Genomic DNA, 16,388 nt, shown 5'->3' on the forward strand with positions numbered 1-16,388 from the left:
TTCTCCTAAATCAAGTAAAAATCAGCGGTTAAAGGTCATATCCAGGTGGGTAGTCCAGCTTTGGCCTGCTTCCAGCTGGGCAGCGCAGGGCTTTTGGAGCCAATCACCGTTTGCAGTGGTGGTATCCGGCAGACTGTGCCAGGGTTCAATGCACACAAACTGCAACTGTGCCTGCCCTGCTGCGCTCCAAATCAGGGTGTAGGGAAAGCCTTCCAGCCCTACGGTAATGCACCGGCCGGTATCCTTCTCCACCAGGCTCAGGCTCTTGGCATTCATCTGGCTCATGCAGATGGAATCGTTGTCAAACATCCGGTCCTCCAGGGCAATGGCAGCCTGCTGTTCCATCAGCACACGGGTCTCGCCAGTTACCAGGCCGGTGTCTGCGCCGGTTTCAATCACCACCGGAGTCTGGGGTGCATCAAAGCGCAGCTCGTAATCCTGGGTGGTGTGCTGGTCATCGAAGGGAAGGGCAAAGGCAGGGTGGTACCCTAAGCCAAACCGCAGGGGTTTTGCATCCAGATTTTGCACCGTTACCTGGTGGCGCACCGTGCGCCCCTCCAAAATATAACGGGTGGTAAAACGGAACGCCCGGGGCAGCTTTTGCAGGGTTTGCTGGCTGGATTCCAGCACAAAGCACAGGCTGCCCGGCTCACTGGGCCGGAAATCGTGCTCCATATCCCGTGCAAAGCCGTGCTGACCCCCGGTGTACTGCTGGCCATCCAGCCTGTAGCAGCCGTCCTTCAAGCGGCCACAGTAGGGGAACAGAATGGGGGCATGACGGCCCCACACAGCCGGGTCTGCCTGCCACAGCAACTGGGCGCCGGTGGCCTTGTCCACCACGCTCACCAGCTCTGCACCAAAGGTATCTGCGGTAACAATTAAAAATTCATTTTCCATGGTATGCTGCATGATAAAAGCTCCTTCCTTGATGAAATTAGTCCAATAGCACCAGTATAGTATACTCCGGCCAAAATTCCAAGAGTATCACTCCTGCCAGGCCTGGAATATCCTGTCACAGGAAGCGTTTTCCCCGCTGCCCGTATTGGTTCTTTACCCCGGCAGCGTTGCCAACAGGAAAGGAGTTTTACGCCTATGTGCATCGGTTCTCTTTTGGTGCAAACCTTTGCGGCCCGGCAAAGTGCAGCCGTGCCGGGGGTCACCATTACCCTCTCAGCCCAGGGACAGGAGCCCACGGTCTTTACAACCGACGACCGGGGTATTGCACCTGTGCAATCCCTGCCCGCACCGGACCCCGCCCTCTCTCTGGACGAAAACAACACCTTGCAGCCGTACAGTTTGTGGAACATCAAGGCCGAAAAAACAGGCTACCAAACCGTGGTGATGGAAGGTGTGCAGGTGTTTGCCACCCAAACCGCCCTGGCCATTATCGAGATGCTGCCCGCCCAGCGTCTGGGCGCACCCCAGCCTTTGACCGAAACCTTTGAGATTCCCGCCCACGCCCTGTACCGGCCGGAAGGGCCGTCCAGCACCGCACCCGTAGCCGCCTGCCAGCCCCGTATTCTGGAGGTTCCCGTCATTCCCAAAACCATTACGGTACACCTGGGCAAGCCCAAGGAGAGTGCCCAGAATGTAACGGTAAGCTTTACCAGTTACATTGCCAATGTGGCCTCCAGCGAGGTATACCCCACCTGGCCGGAGCAGGCGCTGCGGGCCAACATCCACGCCCAAATCAGCCTGGCCCTCAACCGTATTTTTACCGAGTGGTACCCCAGCAAGGGCTATTCCTTCGACATTACCAACTCCACCAGCTACGACCAGTACTATGTGCACGGCCGCAATATTTTTAGCGTGATGGAACAGATCACCGACGATATCTTCAATACCTATGTACGCCGCACCGGCACCATAGAGCCCTACTACACCGAGTACTGCGACGGCAAGTCCGTTACCTGTGCCGGCATGAAGCAGTGGGGTACGGTAGACCGGGCCAACGAGGGCAAAAACGCCCTGCAAATCCTGAAATATTACTACGGCAATAACATCGAAATTGTGCGCACCAACAACATTCAGGAGGTGACGGAAAGTTACCCCGGTACCCCCCTGCGCCGAGGCGACACCGGCACCAATGTGCGCATTATCCAGCGGCAGCTCACCCGCATTGCCAAGGACTACCCCTTCTTTGGCAACCCTGGCACCGACGGCGTGTTTGGCGCTGCCACCGAAAGCGTGGTTAAAGCGTTCCAAAAGCAGTTCAACCTTACCCAGGATGGCGTGGTAGGCCGGGCCACCTGGTACAAAATCAGCTACATTTATGCCTCGGTTAAGGATTTGGCAGAACTTACCAGCGAAGGCGAGCTGCCCACCGGTGAGTCCGATGTAAACGGCACCACCTACCCCGGCACTCCCCTGCGGGTTGGCAGCACCGGCACCGCCGTGGAGCGAGTACAGTACTGGCTCCAGCAGCTGGCAGAATTCAACAGCGATTTGGTAAGCCCCACCGTGGACGGCGTGTTTGGCAGCGGCACCCAGCAAGCGGTAAAATCCTTCCAGACCAAGTACGGCCTCACAGCGGACGGCGTGGTAGGCCCTGCCACCTGGGATGCCCTTGTAAAAGCCTACAACTCGCTGGAAAGCGATGTGGAGTCCTCCACCAACGGCTACCCCGGCACTCCTTTGCGTCAGGGCGACCGAGGGGACAGTGTGCGCCGGGTACAGTTCTTTTTGCGCATTGCCTCCTACAACTACAGCTCCATTCCTGATGTTACGGTGGATGGCATCTTTGGCAGTGCCACCACCGCTGCGGTAAAGGCATTCCAGAAGGAATTTGGCCTGACCGCAGACGGTGTGGTAGGCCCCACCACCTGGCAAAAGATGTACGAGATATACGGCGACATCTCGGAGGATTTGCTCTCCCCCAACGACCGCCCCGGCACTTACCCCGGTTCTCCCCTTCGGGAAGGCAGCACCGGCAGTTCTGTGCGGGAAGCTCAGTTCTATCTGAAACTGCTGGGTGTATACTACCACGAAATCCCGGAAATTTCCATCGACGGGGTGTATGGCCCTGCCACTACCGAGGCCGTGAAGGCATTCCAAAGCCTGTTTGGCCTCACGGTGGATGGCGTCATCGGCCCTGCCACCTGGAGCGCCCTGTATACCCAGGCCCAAAAGCTCCGCAGCTCGGACGGCCTGTTTTTGGCTTACAGGCTTCTGCCCTGGCCCGGCTTTGAGCTGGTGGAAGGGGTGGACGGCCTGAGTGTTTCGTACATTCAGTATCTGCTGGAATACATCTCTTATTTTTACGATACCGTTCAGAGCCCCGGTGCCATTGACGGCCAGTTTGGCCCTGTCACCAAAGCCAGCGTGGAAAGCTGGCAGAAGGAGTTCCAGCAAACCGTAACCGGCCGTGTAACCGAATTTGACTGGAACGCACTCACCGCCACCTTCCTGAGCCTGGCCGCCAGGGGCAGTGAAGAAGCCACCGCCCAAAGCACCGGCCTGTACCCCGGCTATGTAATGGGTCTAGGCAGCGCAGGCAATGCGGTCATGGAATTGCAGCAAGCCATGAATGGCATTGCCATTCGGTACTGCGCTTCTCAGTTTGTGCCGGACAACGGCATTTTTGATGGCGACACCCAGCAAGCGGTGCGCCAGTTCCAGGAGGGACTGGGCCTGCCTGTGACCGGTGTTGTGGACGAAACCACCTGGCAGCGTATTTTTGAACTGCTGTAACTTTTAAAAAGGAGGACTGCTTTATGGCAAAGATTTTTGTATACGATGCCTACACCAACAAGATGATGGTCTATAACCGGGACGAAAACGAATCCATGCCCTATTCCTACGGCACCACCCTGAAGGTAAAGGAGTTTCGGGGCAGCAGCAAAAGCCCCACTCTGTGGACCACCGTTGCCGCAATGGAAGCCTGGAACCTGACCCGCCGCAGCTATGGCAAGAGCATCCATGTGGGGTATGCCTTCAAGCGCATTTGGGAAGGAGGCCACGGCACCCGCAGCCAGCACTATGCCGGTGTGGCCTTTGATGTGGGCCAGACCCAGGGTTCTGCCGCCCGCAACGCCATCTGGACCGCTGCTAAAAACACCGGTGCCTGGGGCTATGTGGAACCCCAAAGCATGACCCCCACCTGGGTCCACTTTGACCGGCGCTACGGCACCCCCGCTTGCAGCGGCACCACCGCAGGTTACCCCACGGTACGCCGGGGCTGTGTGAACACCTATGTGCTGATTTTGCAGGACGCCCTCAATGCCCTGGGCTACAGCACCAAAACCCTGGACGGCAAGTTCGGCGCCAACACCGAGAACGCTCTGATTGCCTACCAGCGCCGGGTAGGCCTGACGGCGGACGGCATTTGTGGATGCAACACCTGGAAAAAAATCACCTCTTCGGTGGTTTCCATCGGCCGCACCCAAACTGTGATTGACTGAGGCCATTCATGCAAAAGGGGGCCAGAGCCACTGCTCTGGCCCTCTTTTTTCATTTTTCTGTAATGCGTTTAGGATGGACTTTTGCCGTCTGACAGCTATAATAGAAGAAAGGTATATCCCCACAAAGTCTGACCTTTTTGCCAGACTTGCATTTATAAGGAGTGTAATCCCTTTCTCATGATTAAGCGAAATCAACCCATCCTAAACTGCATCAACTGCCTGATCGACATGGGGCTGCTGTTTTTTTCTTACCTGTTTTCGGTGTGGCTGTGGCTGGGTGTCTATCGGCAAAATCTTGCTAACCCGGCCGTTTTACTGCTGCGCTCCTCCACCGTTGTGGCCGCTTTGGGTTACTCGGTGGTAATGGTCATGCTGTTTTACAGCTTTCGGCTTTACGGTTCCTTCCGTTTTTCCCGCATTAGCAGAGAAATTGCAGCCCTCATGCAGGCCAATGCCTTGGGTATGCTGCTGATTACCCTGGTGCTGTATCTGTTTCGGCTGATGGATTTCTCCCGCGGGGTGCTGGTGGTGTTCTATCTTGTGTCCACCATCCTGCTGGTGGCCAAGCGGGTGGTGCTGCGCACGGTACTGCGCCATTTCCGTATGCTGGGCTACAACCAAAAGCATGTGCTGATTGTGGGCAACGGCCGCCTGGCGCAGGAGTACGCCGCCACCATCCGGGCCAATCCCCAGTACGGCTACTCCATTATGGGCTATGTAAGCCTGAGCGAGAAGGACGGCATTGGCAAGCACCTGGGCCACTACGAAGATTTGCCTCGTTTGCTCAGCGGCCCCCAGGTGGATGAGGTGATTGTTGCCCTGGAACCCCACGAAAACCAGTTTATGGCCCAGGTCATCAGCTGGTGCGAACAGGGCGGCGCCCGCACCAGCATCATCCCCTTTTACAACGACTATATCCCCGCTCACCCCACCATCGACATCATTGGCGGGGTTAAGATGATTAACATCCGGGCTATTCCGCTGGACAATCTGTTTAACGCCGCCCTCAAGCGCACCATGGACATTGTGGGCAGCCTGATTTTGATTGTTGTTACCAGCCCCATTATGCTGATTGCTGCCATTGGGGTAAAACTCTCCGGCCCTGGGCCAATTTTGTTCCGCCAGGAACGGGTGGGCCTGAACAAAAAAAACTTTACCATGTACAAGTTCCGCAGTATGCGGGTGAACACCCAGCAGGACACCGGCTGGAGCCGGGATAAGGACGACCGGAAAACCGCCTTTGGCAGCCTGATTCGCAAAACCAGCATCGACGAGCTGCCCCAGTTTTTTAATGTGCTGAAGGGTGACATGAGCCTGATTGGCCCCCGGCCGGAGGTTCCCTACTTTGTGGAGCAATTTAAGGAAACCGTGCCCCTGTATATGGTCAAACACCAGGTGCGGCCGGGCATTACCGGCTGGGCCCAGGTAAACGGTTACCGGGGCGATACTTCCATTGAGGGCCGCATCCGCTGCGATATCTGGTACATCGAAAACTGGTCCCTCTGGCTGGACATCAAGATTTTGTTCATGACGGTATTTGGCGGCATGATTAACAGCGAAAAACTCAAATAACCGCATTGTTTTGCTGCTGCGCAAAAAAGGCACCTCCCCCAGGAGGTGCCTTTTTTGTGTGGTTTTTTGCCTGGAGCAAGGCCGCAGCGGCAGATTAGCGGTCCTTCAGGTTTACGCTGCCGCACCGCATACGGAACACATGAAAGCCGATTTCCGGGAAATCGTACTCATTCAGTAAAGCACTTGCTGCATCCAGGCACTCTTTCAGATCAAAACACATACAGTCCATATAGGCGTATTTCAGCCCGCAGGCACCGCCCAGCAGCTGCATACAGTGGGCAGTGCGCTGCTGGAGTTTGTATTCGATGGCAGTGCGCAGCTCCACCAGCTCCTGCTCCGGCACATTGGTCTGGTCGTAGTAAAAAAAGCCGCAGATGGCGCCGGAGGCCTGCTGCTGCTCCATGCACTCATCCATATCCTGATAGTACTGGCGCACCAGCTCGCTGCACAGGTTGCTGCCCACAATGATGTCCTGCCGCAGCAAAAAGTCCTCTCGCGTGCTGGGGTTGCAGCGGTAGCCACACAAATCAAAGGCCAGCCGCCGGGCGTCCTGCATCCGGCTGTACAGCTGCTGGCCCATCTGGCGCTCCATCTGTCCTTGCAGCTGATAAAGGGCGCATCCCTGGCCTTTTTCCACAGGCTCAGCCAGCACCGTTACCTCATCCACCATGCCTGTGCAGACGGTCTGGCCCAGAGCAGCACCCAGCAGCAGCCATGCGGCCTGCTCCTGGGCAGCAGGTTCCAGATTCATCAGCTGAGGGTGGTACAGACTGATGCCAACCTCCTCTTTCGGGTCTCCTTCCCACCAAACCTGGCCCAGATTACAGGCCAGGGTGCAGCCCTGGTACTGTATCTTCCAATCTGTGCCGGTTTTTGGGGGCAGCCCTACCTGCAATTCCCAGCAGGCCGCCAGTGCCTGGGGAGCCTGGTCCCGCCAGAACAGGTATTTCATGGCTTCCAAACGGTGGTGCCCTATGCTGATAGCCAGCAAAAAGCGGCTGTTTTCCATGGGTTCCACTATAAAATCCACCCAGCCAAGATGGTCTTGCAGCAGCTGGCCCAGCTGCCGCATGGCCTGGCCCTGCTGCCCGTGGCCCAGCAGGGTGCGCAGGGTCTGCTCCTGGCTGGCAAAGGCCTGCCAAAATGCCTGGCTACGGCTTTTAAAGGGCCTTACGCTCACCGGCAGGGCCAGCGCACTGCGGCACCAGCGGATAAACTGCTGGGTATCTTCCGAGCCGGGTGCCAGCTCTTCGGACCGGCAGAAGGCTTGCAGTGCTTTGGCCTCCTGGTTGGTGTAGTAGTAGGCAAACCCCAGCCGGAAATGCCAAAGCGGGTCGCTTTTGCCCCGCTGCTGCACCGAAAGCAGCAGATCAATGGCCCGGTGGTACTGCTGCAGATTGTTGTAGGCACGGGCCAGCTGGCCAATGAGCAGGTAGCTGCGCTGCTCGCTGGGGATTTGTTCGATGGCATCCACAATATCCTTGTATTGCTCATTGTCATGCCAGATGGCCAGCTGTTCCAGCAGCTGGGGGTCGGTGGGCAGGTCCTGCTGCTGGCAGCAGGTGTTGGGCCGCTGCAGCTCCACGCAGCCGGTGGAAAGCACACCCTGCTGCTCCAGCCGGGCCAGCAGGGCCTGGGCATCGTGCTCCAGCTTGTAGTCCATCTCCTCGTCATAGATGGGGATTACCTGGTAAAAGTTCACCTCGCTGCCATCCTCCATGGGGCAGACCGCCGCCCCCTCCGGCAGTTCCAGGGGGGCAATCAGCACCATGCCGGACAGCTGGGTGTTGCTGGCAAAGGGCCGTCCATTGGGCACCGTATGGCCCCAGCCCAGCCAGGTGTCCTGTTCCAGCGGCAGCCGGGCCAGCATTCGCAGCCACTGAATGGGCCACTGCCAACGCTGTTCGCTGCTGTCCAGCTTCCAGTCTGGGGGCAGACGCAGCAAAAGCTCCGCCCGGTCTACCTTGCAGTCCGCCAGCTCCTTGGGCACCTTCATACGAGCGGCCCCCATGCCCAGCGTTACCAGTGTGTAATAGGGCCGCCGGCGGGTAGGCTCCAGCACCAGCACATCGCTTTGCACCCCCTGGGGAAATTCCTCCTCCAGCAGGCGGCTCCAGCTTCCAATCTGGCTGCGGATGTGCTGTTCCAGTCGGCGGCGCTCCTGGGGAGTATATTTGTGCAGGGGAATCTCCCTCTCCCCCTGCTCCTGGTTGTAATTGCTGGAGTAATCGGTGTATTCCAGCTCCTGTTCCGGCTCAAACTGAGGGTTAAAGCGCAGGTAGGCAAACAGCCGCTGTTCCCGGCTTCGCCCCACATGGTAGCCCAGGCAGAAGCAGCCGCTGCGCTCAAAAATCAGGTGTCCCAGCTCCACCCGGCAGTCGGGATGCTCCTGGGCCACCTTCTGGCCAGCCAGCTGGTCCAGCCGGGGCAGCTGCTCTCTCAGCCGTGCCATCCACTGGGGCGAAAACTTGGAGGCCCCTGCCTCGTTCATGGAAAAATTGCCCTCAATCATCCGATGGTCGTAGGGCACTGCAAAGGTGCAGTACATCCCATCGAACTCCCATTTTTCAAGCTTGAGCGCCTGTTTTACCTGTTCCAGCCGCTGCGCATCGCAGCAGATGCACATCACCGAGATTTCCTGCTCGCTGCGGCAGCCCTCCGAACCAGGCTTTTGGGGCAGCGCAGGTTCCTCCTCCGGGTTTGGAGCATCGCTCAGCATCTGTTCCAGGCTTTCCCCCTGCATAATCTGCCGACGCAGCTGGCAGAACTCCGGGTCCTGGGGCCTTAGGGCAAGGCCGGTTTCCACCGCCTGCAAAGCTGCCTGGCGCTGCCCATCGTGGGCCAGCAGAGCGGCCAGATGGAGCCAGCCCCATACATACCCGGGCGCCGCCTTTACCCCCTCCTGGGAAATCTGCAAAGCCTGTTCCAGCTTGCCGATGTAGGTATAAGCCACCGAAAGGCGGTAGAACCAGCGGCCCTCCCCTGCCTGGCGGGCCTGCTGTTCCACCCGTTCCAGCCAAAAGATGGCCTGATGGTAAGCCTCATATTGATTGATGTTCAAGTCTGCATAGGCAATTTCCAGTGCAAGCTCCAAATCCTGAGCCACCTGCTCCTGGGAAAACCGCCCCTGAGCCAAGCCGTCATCCACATACCGGCGCAGTAATTTGAACATCTCATCAAATTCCTGCTCCTCCTTCAGCTGTGCCAGCTGCCGGCGCAATGGTTCCAGAATGCCGCTCATGCTCTTTGCCCCTCTCTTGTTGTGATTGTTCCTCTCCCTGCAAAGGGAGCATTGCCTTTGTTTTCATGGTATATCCTACCACATCCCAAAAGAGCTTACAACACTGCTGCACACCCGGTGTCCCCCTTGACTTCATCCGATTTCGGATTTATAATACAATCCGAAATCGGATGATTTAACTTATTTGTCCAAAAAAGGAGACTGCATTATGGAACAGGCCCACCGCCTTTTGCTGGAGTTTGACGGCGTTATGAACGAAATCTGCCATGTCTACCAACAGGCAGGCCGAATGCTGGGGCTGCCCGAAAGTACCTTTTGGCTGCTGTATACCCTGTGGCTGCACCATGCCCCCCTCACCCAAACCCAGCTGATTGCCGCCACCTCCCTGCCTGCTCAGACGGTGAACTCCGCCCTTAAAAAGCTGGAACAGCAGCAGCTGGTGGAACTGCGGCCCTGCACGCAGGACCGCCGCAGCAAGGAGGTGCATCTCACCCCTCAGGGTCAGACCCTGGCTGCAAACACCGTGGCCCGTGTGGCGGCACTGGAGCAGCAAGCCCTGGGGAACATGGGCAGCCAGCTGCCCCAATTTTTGCAGCTGCTGCACCTGTATTGCGGCCAGTTCAAGCAGCTGCTGCCCCAGCTTACCAAGGAGGACCCCACACCATGAACAGCTTTCAGCTTTACACCCATACGCCCCCCTTCCGTCTGTTTTTAACGCTGGCTATCCCCGGTGCCATCAGCATGATTGCCTCCTCGCTGTGGGGGCTGTTTGACGGTATTTTTGTGGGCCAGCTGCTGGGCGAAACTGCTTTTGCCGCCCTCAATCTGGCCTTTCCCTTTGTGGTCATTAATTTTTCGCTGGCGGATTTAATCGGTGTTGGTGCTGCGGTGCCCATCTCCATTTCCCTCGGCCGTAAGGAGGAGCAAAAGGCCAGCAACTACTTTACCTGTGCCTGCCTGCTGATTTTTGCAACCGGCCTGCTGATGGGCGCTTTGATGTATCTGTCCGCCCCTGCTCTCATGGGCTGGGTGGGCGCAAAGGGCGAATTGGCCCGGCTGGCGGTGCGCTATATCCGGGTGTACGCTGTGTGCTCCCCCTTTACCACCATTATTTTTGCGGTGGATAACTTTTTGCGCATCTGCGGGCAAATCCGGGGCAGTATGCTGCTGAATATCCTGATGTCGCTGCTGATTCTGGGGCTGGAGTACCTGTTTTTGGGGGTATTTCAAATGGACATCGGCGGTTCCTCCCTGGCGGTGAGTCTGGGCATGATGGTATGCGCTCTGGTGGCCCTGTATCCCTTTATGCAGGGTAAGCTGGTGCTTCGGTTTTGCAAACCCCACTTTCACTGGGCCATGCTGCGGCAGATAATTGCCAGCGGCAGCCCCAACTTTTTAAGCAGCATTGCCGCCCGCCTCACCTCCATTGCCATGAACAGCGTGCTGCTGTTTATGGGCGGTGAAGGGGCGGTTACGGTGTACGGCATTTTGCTGTATGCGGGGGATATTTTGCAGCAGATGCTGTACGGAACCTGCGACTCGCTCCAGCCTGCCATTGGCTACAACTGGGGCGCAGGCAAGGTGCACCGGGTCAAGGCTTTGGCGGGCTGCTGCCTGGTGGTAAGTGCCGGTATGTGCATTGCAGGCAGCCTGGTAATGCTGTTCTGGCCCCAGGCCATCGCCCAGCTGTTTTTAAAGGAGAGTGACCCTGCCCTGCTGGCTCAAACCGGCCACGCCATGGCCATTTATAGCCTGACCTATCTTACCCGCTGGTTCGGTTTTGCCATCCAAAGCTTTTTGATTGCGCTGGACCGGCCCGTGCCCGCTTCCATTCTGTCGGTGGCCAACGCCTTTGCCCTGCCGGTGGTGCTGCTGGCGGTGCTCTGGCCCATGGGGCTGGAAGGCATCTGGCTGAATGGGCCCATCACCTCGGCCCTGGTCTGCCTTTTGGCCGCCTTCCTGCTGGCCCGCATGAAGGCAAAGGGCAATCTGGTGCCCCCAGCGTAATCCGGCGCAGAGACCAGATAACACAAATGCCCCCCTCTTGCAGCTATGTTCGCTGCAAGAGGGGGGCATTGCCTATTAATACCTATAAAAAGGGCCTAGGATTTCAGGTCACCAGATTGCGGGGTGTTCCCTGGCTGAATGCCTGGAGATTTTCGCACACTTCCTGGGCCAGCCGATCCAGGGCACTGGTGGTGGCCCAGGCCACATGGGGCGTAAGCAGTGCATGGGGCTGGGCACAAAGGGGCTCGCCTGGCTGGGCAGGCTCGTAGCAAAGCACATCCGCCCCATACCAGCCAAGCTGGCCGCTGGCAAGGGCCTGCGCCACCGCCTGTTCATCCACCAGCTGGCCGCGGGCGGTGTTCAGCAGAATGGCCCCCGGCTTCATGGCAGCCAGTGCCTGTGCATCCACCATTCCTCTGGTTTCGGGGGTGGCTGGGCAGTGCAGGCTTACCACATCGCTCTGTTTTAGCAGCTGCGGCCAGTCCACAAACCGGACGCCCGGCTCCTGGGGCCGGGGGGTGCGGGTGTAAACCAGCACCTCCATGCCAAACCCCTGGGCAATTTTGGCCGCTGCCCGGCCAATATCTCCATAGCCCACAATGCCAAAGGTCATGCCATGCAGCTCCTGGTGGGGCTGTATGCCATACTTTGCAGGAATATCCGTCTGCCAATATCCATCCCGCAGGCTGGCAGCCCGCCGGGAGGTGCCATTGGTGATTTCCAGCAGCAGCGCAAAGGTGTGCTGGGCCACGCTGTAAGTGGAGTATCCCGGCACATTGGCCACCGCTACTCCCCGGCGGCGGCAGGCTTCCAGATCCACCCGGTCGGTGCCGGTGGCTGTAAGGCCAATCCATTTTAAGTTGGGGCACTGGGCCAGCAGGGCCTCATCCACAATGCACTTGTTGCCAATCACATAGTCCGCATCCCCAATGCGGGCCGCCGTCTGCTGCTGTGGGGTGCGGGGATAAAGGGTTATATCCTGGGTCAGCTCATACAAAGGCTGCCAGTTCAGGTCCCCTTCATGGACACAGTAGCTGTCCAACACCACGATTTTCATCCGTCGCTCCACTCCTTGCTGTTGATTTGGGTTTTATTGTAGCCTGTTTTTTTGCATTGGGCAAGGCTGCCGGGCATTGCTGCGCTGGATTTTTGGCCCGGCATCGTATATAATAAAAAGCAAATCCACTGCCCCTGGCGGCAGGAAAGAGGGAGCGTTTGCATGCACAATCCCAAACAGGTTGTAAAAAAACTGATTACTGGTGCCATTCTGATGACGGCGGCCATCTTTATCTCGGTCATGATTCGGGAAAACATGGATGTTAAGGACCCCGAACAGGCCCTGCCCACCTTTGGCATTGTGGTAAACGGCGAGCTGCGGCTGAACGAGAGCACCATTTTTAGGGCCGGTTATGAGTGGAACTTTTTAACCACCGTAGCCAAGGATACCCCTGCCTACACCAGCGAGTCCATCCGGCAAAAAATCTACCCGGTGGAAGTGCCGCCCAACAGCGTATTGGAATTGGAGTTTTCCATGCAGCCCAAGAGCCTGCGGCTGCAACGGGCCAGTGACCCCCAGCTGGAGCATTTTGTGGAGCTGGCCGATGTAAGCGACGGCCAGCTGATTGCCCCCAGCAGCCCCGGCTTGTATCTGTATCAGGTGGAAAGCAGCTTTGGCTGGCGGGGCTCCATCCGGTATTTCTTTTTGGTTCGGGTGCAGGAGCTGGCTTAAAACCAACTTCTTCCATTCAAGCAAAGGGCACGGCCAACAAGGCCGTGCCCTTTGCTTTTTATTTTGGTCAGCCAGGGTTTACCTTGGAAGGATAGCCCGGCGGCAAACAGGACTGGTGCGCAGCCAGAAGTGCCTGCTGGTAATAGCCCTGAAAGGTGCCGTGAAGAAATTTGGGAATGCCTTCCTCCTGAAGCCGGGCCCAGCTGCGCTCCTCCTTACGGGGCAAAATGGGATAAAACAACAGCTGGTTGCTTTGGGCGGCAGACAGCGCTCTTGGGCCGCTGCCAATTACCAGAACCCTACGCCGGTCGTAACCGTAAGCCAGTTCCCCCACCAGATGTTCCAGGGTGCGCCGTTTAAGGCAGACCGGCTGGCAGGCTGGCAGCTGATACAAGCTCTACTCGCTGGACGCTGCACGCACATTGTACTCGGTAATTACCACCAGCTGAGCCACCCGCTCCAACTGATGCAGACAGGGCGCCACCGGGTGATAGGGGCGTCCTGTAATTCCATCCCGCACCGATTCGGTGCCGATTAAACAAACCAAAAAAGCTTTTGCTGATTGCTGCAATGTTCCAGTCGCTTTCATAGCTACGACCTCCTTTCCTGTGAGGGCAGCGTCTCATTGGCACTGCATATAATTCTTTATCTTAACTATAATCACAATACCGAAATAAAGCAAGGTCTCTGGTTGTTTTCAACAAAAAATTACACTTTTATTCATAATTTACTTTTATTTATTTAATACTTGGCCAATGGGCTGGGTCAAAACCAGGTCTGCCCGCCGGTCTGCACTGGTGGGCGTTTTATTGATTACCACCAGCTTGCTGCCGCCATAATAGGCCAGCAGGCCAGCTGCCGGATAAACGGTCAGGCTGGTACCGCCAACAATCAGCAAGTCCGCCCCTTCCAGGGCATTGATTGCCTGGCGGATGACCCGGTCATCCAACGGTTCCCCATACAGCACCACATCCGGCTTGATTATGCCCCCGCAGCTGCACCGGGGCACCCCTTGGCTTTGGGTAATAGCCTGGATGCCCCAGGCCTTGCCGCAGCTTGTGCAATGGTTGCGCCAGATGCTGCCATGGAGCTCCAGCACCCGGCTGCTGCCGGCGGCCTGGTGCAGACCGTCTATATTTTGGGTAATCACAGCCCGCAGCTTGCCTTCCCGTTCCAGTTGGGCCAACCGAAGATGGGCAGGGTTAGGCTTTGCATCCAACGCAAGGAGTTTGGCCCGGTAGAACCGATAAAATTCCTCCGGATGCTGGTTAAAAAACTCGTGGCTCAAAATCTGCTCCGGGGGCCAGTTCCACTGTTGATGATACAGCCCGTCCACGCTGCGAAAATCCGGAATACCGCTTTCGGTGCTCACTCCGGCTCCCCCAAAAAACACCAGATTGCGGCTGTCCGCAATCATCTCCTCCAGTTGCTGGTTCATGGCAGATTCCTCCTGTTTTGTGCAATGACTGATTTTGTTGTTTATTGTATGGCGGCTCTGTGGCCTAAATGCAGAACAAGCCCGGCTTAAAGGCCGGGCTTGCTCGCTGGTTCAGGGCTTGAAGTTTGTCATAACCTGCTTTACCTGCTCCACGCTTTCCGGCTTGATGCAAGCCAGCATACGGGGAATAAAGGTCATCAGGTACATTTTGCTAAAGCTGCCATCCTGCTGCTTGGCAAAGGCTTCCTCCAGCAGCTGGCGGGCAGTCTGCTGGCTGTCTTCCTTCACATGCTGCATAATAAAATTCAAAAACATTTCCTGTCCCCGGTTCATGGGGTGTTGCTCCTTTTTTGTTGAACTGTTTTTTCATTGTAGCGCAGAAGATTGGTTTGTGCAAGCTTCTGCCCTGGCTGGATTGTGTATGCTATAATAAATAGTATCGGATGCAAGGGCAGCGCCGCACCATTTGCGCCAAAAGGCTCCGCCGTTGCTGCCCAACATAAAAGCGGCTGTGTGCCGCAAGGAGGATTGGAATCCATGGCAAAGGAGATTACCCAGAGCCTGGTATGGGAGCTTTTGCCCCAGCGCCGGGCCGATAGCCACAAGGGCACCTATGGCAAGCTGCTGGCCGTTTGCGGCAGCAACAACTACCGGGGAGCCGCTGTGCTGGCGGCCATGGGCGCACTGCGCAGCGGCTGCGGTGTGCTTACGGTGGCCTGCATCGAGCCGGTGGCCTCGGCTGTGATAATCCACTGCCCCGAAGCCGTACTCCTGCCCTGCAAGCAGAGCAGCGAGGGCGGCATTTACGGAGCCGAGGGCAACCGCATTCTTCAGCAGGCCCGCTGTGCCGACGCTTTGTTGCTGGGGCCGGGCCTGGGCTGCACCCAGCACACCAGCCAGCTGGTGGAACTGCTGGTGCCGGGAGCCGGCTGCCCCGTGGTGTTGGATGCCGATGGCCTGAACGCCGCCGCCCAGATGGAACAGCTGCCCCGCCCGGTGGACCGGGGGCTGATTTTAACCCCCCATCCCGGCGAGATGGCCCGGCTCTGCGGCCTGACCACTGCCGAGGTAAACGCCAATCGGGAGAGCATTGCCGCTGGCTATGCCCGGGCCAACCAGTGCGTGGTGGTGCTCAAGGGGCACCGCACCATCGTGGCCGGGCCAGGGGGTGAGGTATACGCCAACTCCACCGGCAATGCAGGCCTTGCACGGGGCGGCAGCGGCGATGTGCTGGCAGGCATGACCGCCTCGCTGCTGGCACAGGGCCTTTCGCCCCTTTCGGCGGCACTCTGCGCAGTATGGCTCCACGGCGCCGCAGCCGACCGGTGCAGCGCCCGCCTGGGCCAGTACGGTATGCTGCCCCAGGACATTCTGGCGGATTTGGGGGCACTGTTTGCCCAGAACGGCCGGTAAGCCGCCTATGCTTTATTACTGGTTTGTTGAAACACCTCTTGGGCAGCTGACACTCTGGCAGGAGGGCGGCGCCCTTGTGCGCGCCTGTTGGGACAGCCCCTGCCCAGCCCAGGGCCAGCAGCAATGCACCCCCGTGCTGGAGCTGGCGCAGCAGCGGCTGGCTGCTTACTTTGCGGGAGACGGCACCGCTCTGGAGGATGTTCCCATTTCTCCCACAGGCAGCGCCTTTCAGCAGCAGGTTTGGCAAGCCTTGCGCAGAATTCCCGCCGGTCAGGTGCGCAGCTATGGCCAGATTGCCCATCTGCTGGGCCGCCCCAAGGCCAGCCGGGCGGTGGGCCGGGCCTGCCACACCAACCCCCTGCCCCTGTTTATCCCCTGCCACCGGGTGGTGGCCGCCAGCGGCCAGCTCACCGGCTATGCCTATGGCCTTGAGCGCAAAAGTGCCCTGCTAACACTGGAAGGCTGGCAATCCCTGACGCAGAATGTGGTAAAAAGCAGCGCAAACCGGGACACTCTGCCCTAATTGGGGCGGATTCGACAAAAAACACCCTATTAAACTTTCAACACTTTCCACATTTTCGTGTTGAA

15 protein-coding genes are annotated in these 16,388 nt (G+C 57.9%); 8 read left to right on the forward strand and 7 right to left on the reverse strand.

The window, feature by feature from the left end; translation table 11 throughout:
* Window positions 1-21 precede the first annotated feature (21 nt).
* Window positions 22-909 carry an aldose 1-epimerase family protein gene (locus ACH2EM_RS01010; protein WP_395150169.1) on the reverse strand — a complete coding sequence of 296 codons (888 nt, stop codon included), beginning with the start codon at window positions 907-909 and terminating at the stop codon, window positions 22-24.
* Window positions 910-1,092: 183 nt separating this feature from the next.
* On the opposite strand from ACH2EM_RS01010, the gene ACH2EM_RS01015 reads away from it, so the two are divergent.
* From ACH2EM_RS01015 to ACH2EM_RS01025, 3 genes are all read left to right on the forward strand, one after another.
* Window positions 1,093-3,690: a peptidoglycan-binding protein gene (locus ACH2EM_RS01015; protein WP_395150170.1), complete on the forward strand. Its 2,598-nt coding sequence runs from the start codon at window positions 1,093-1,095 to the stop codon at window positions 3,688-3,690.
* 23 nt (window positions 3,691-3,713) lie between these two features.
* Window positions 3,714-4,400, forward strand: a complete 687-nt coding sequence (locus tag ACH2EM_RS01020) for a peptidoglycan-binding protein (protein WP_395150171.1) — start codon at window positions 3,714-3,716, stop codon at window positions 4,398-4,400.
* 177 nt (window positions 4,401-4,577) lie between these two features.
* Window positions 4,578-5,972, forward strand: coding sequence for an undecaprenyl-phosphate glucose phosphotransferase (locus ACH2EM_RS01025; protein WP_395150172.1), 1,395 nt, complete (start codon window positions 4,578-4,580; stop codon window positions 5,970-5,972).
* A 94-nt stretch (window positions 5,973-6,066) separates the two neighbouring features.
* Here ACH2EM_RS01025 and ACH2EM_RS01030 read toward each other — a convergent pair whose 3' ends face one another.
* Entirely contained in the window at window positions 6,067-9,213 is a 3,147-nt protein-coding gene (locus ACH2EM_RS01030; RefSeq protein WP_395150173.1) for a suppressor of fused domain protein, read from the reverse strand.
* 208 nt (window positions 9,214-9,421) lie between these two features.
* Between ACH2EM_RS01030 and ACH2EM_RS01035 the strand changes: the two genes are divergently transcribed.
* Window positions 9,422-9,880 carry a MarR family winged helix-turn-helix transcriptional regulator gene (locus ACH2EM_RS01035; RefSeq protein ID WP_395150174.1) on the forward strand — a complete coding sequence of 153 codons (459 nt, stop codon included), beginning with the start codon at window positions 9,422-9,424 and terminating at the stop codon, window positions 9,878-9,880.
* Window positions 9,877-11,220 carry an MATE family efflux transporter gene (locus ACH2EM_RS01040; protein WP_395150175.1) on the forward strand — a complete coding sequence of 448 codons (1,344 nt, stop codon included), beginning with the start codon at window positions 9,877-9,879 and terminating at the stop codon, window positions 11,218-11,220. Before ACH2EM_RS01035 ends, ACH2EM_RS01040 begins: the two co-directional genes overlap by 4 nt.
* Window positions 11,221-11,323: 103 nt before the next feature.
* On the opposite strand, the gene ACH2EM_RS01045 is transcribed toward ACH2EM_RS01040, so the two are convergent.
* Window positions 11,324-12,277: a D-2-hydroxyacid dehydrogenase gene (locus tag ACH2EM_RS01045; RefSeq protein ID WP_395150176.1), complete on the reverse strand. Its 954-nt coding sequence runs from the start codon at window positions 12,275-12,277 to the stop codon at window positions 11,324-11,326.
* 162 nt (window positions 12,278-12,439) lie between these two features.
* Here ACH2EM_RS01045 and ACH2EM_RS01050 point away from each other — a divergent pair, with 162 nt between their 5' ends.
* Window positions 12,440-12,949 carry a hypothetical protein gene (locus tag ACH2EM_RS01050; RefSeq protein ID WP_395150177.1) on the forward strand — a complete coding sequence of 170 codons (510 nt, stop codon included), beginning with the start codon at window positions 12,440-12,442 and terminating at the stop codon, window positions 12,947-12,949.
* Between the two features lie 67 nt (window positions 12,950-13,016).
* Here ACH2EM_RS01050 and ACH2EM_RS01055 read toward each other — a convergent pair whose 3' ends face one another.
* From ACH2EM_RS01055 to ACH2EM_RS01070, 4 genes are all read right to left on the reverse strand, one after another.
* Window positions 13,017-13,343, reverse strand: coding sequence for a hypothetical protein (locus ACH2EM_RS01055; RefSeq protein WP_395150178.1), 327 nt, complete (start codon window positions 13,341-13,343; stop codon window positions 13,017-13,019).
* A 3-nt stretch (window positions 13,344-13,346) separates the two neighbouring features.
* Window positions 13,347-13,538: a hypothetical protein gene (locus ACH2EM_RS01060; protein WP_395150179.1), complete on the reverse strand. Its 192-nt coding sequence runs from the start codon at window positions 13,536-13,538 to the stop codon at window positions 13,347-13,349.
* A gap of 144 nt (window positions 13,539-13,682) precedes the next feature.
* Entirely contained in the window at window positions 13,683-14,387 is a 705-nt protein-coding gene (locus ACH2EM_RS01065) for an NAD-dependent protein deacylase (protein WP_395150180.1), read from the reverse strand.
* Between the two features lie 111 nt (window positions 14,388-14,498).
* Entirely contained in the window at window positions 14,499-14,720 is a 222-nt protein-coding gene (locus ACH2EM_RS01070; protein WP_395150181.1) for a hypothetical protein, read from the reverse strand.
* Window positions 14,721-14,924: 204 nt separating this feature from the next.
* Between ACH2EM_RS01070 and ACH2EM_RS01075 the strand changes: the two genes are divergently transcribed.
* Together ACH2EM_RS01075 and ACH2EM_RS01080 are read left to right on the forward strand one after the other, a co-directional pair.
* A complete protein-coding gene (locus ACH2EM_RS01075; RefSeq protein WP_395150182.1) occupies window positions 14,925-15,800 on the forward strand; it encodes an NAD(P)H-hydrate dehydratase in 876 nt (291 codons plus the stop codon).
* Between the two features lie 76 nt (window positions 15,801-15,876).
* Window positions 15,877-16,323: a methylated-DNA--[protein]-cysteine S-methyltransferase gene (locus ACH2EM_RS01080; protein WP_395150183.1), complete on the forward strand. Its 447-nt coding sequence runs from the start codon at window positions 15,877-15,879 to the stop codon at window positions 16,321-16,323.
* Window positions 16,324-16,388 lie beyond the last annotated feature (65 nt).

Source organism: uncultured Allofournierella sp. (assembly GCA_944382705.1).
Lineage (GTDB): Bacteria > Bacillota > Clostridia > Oscillospirales > Ruminococcaceae > Allofournierella.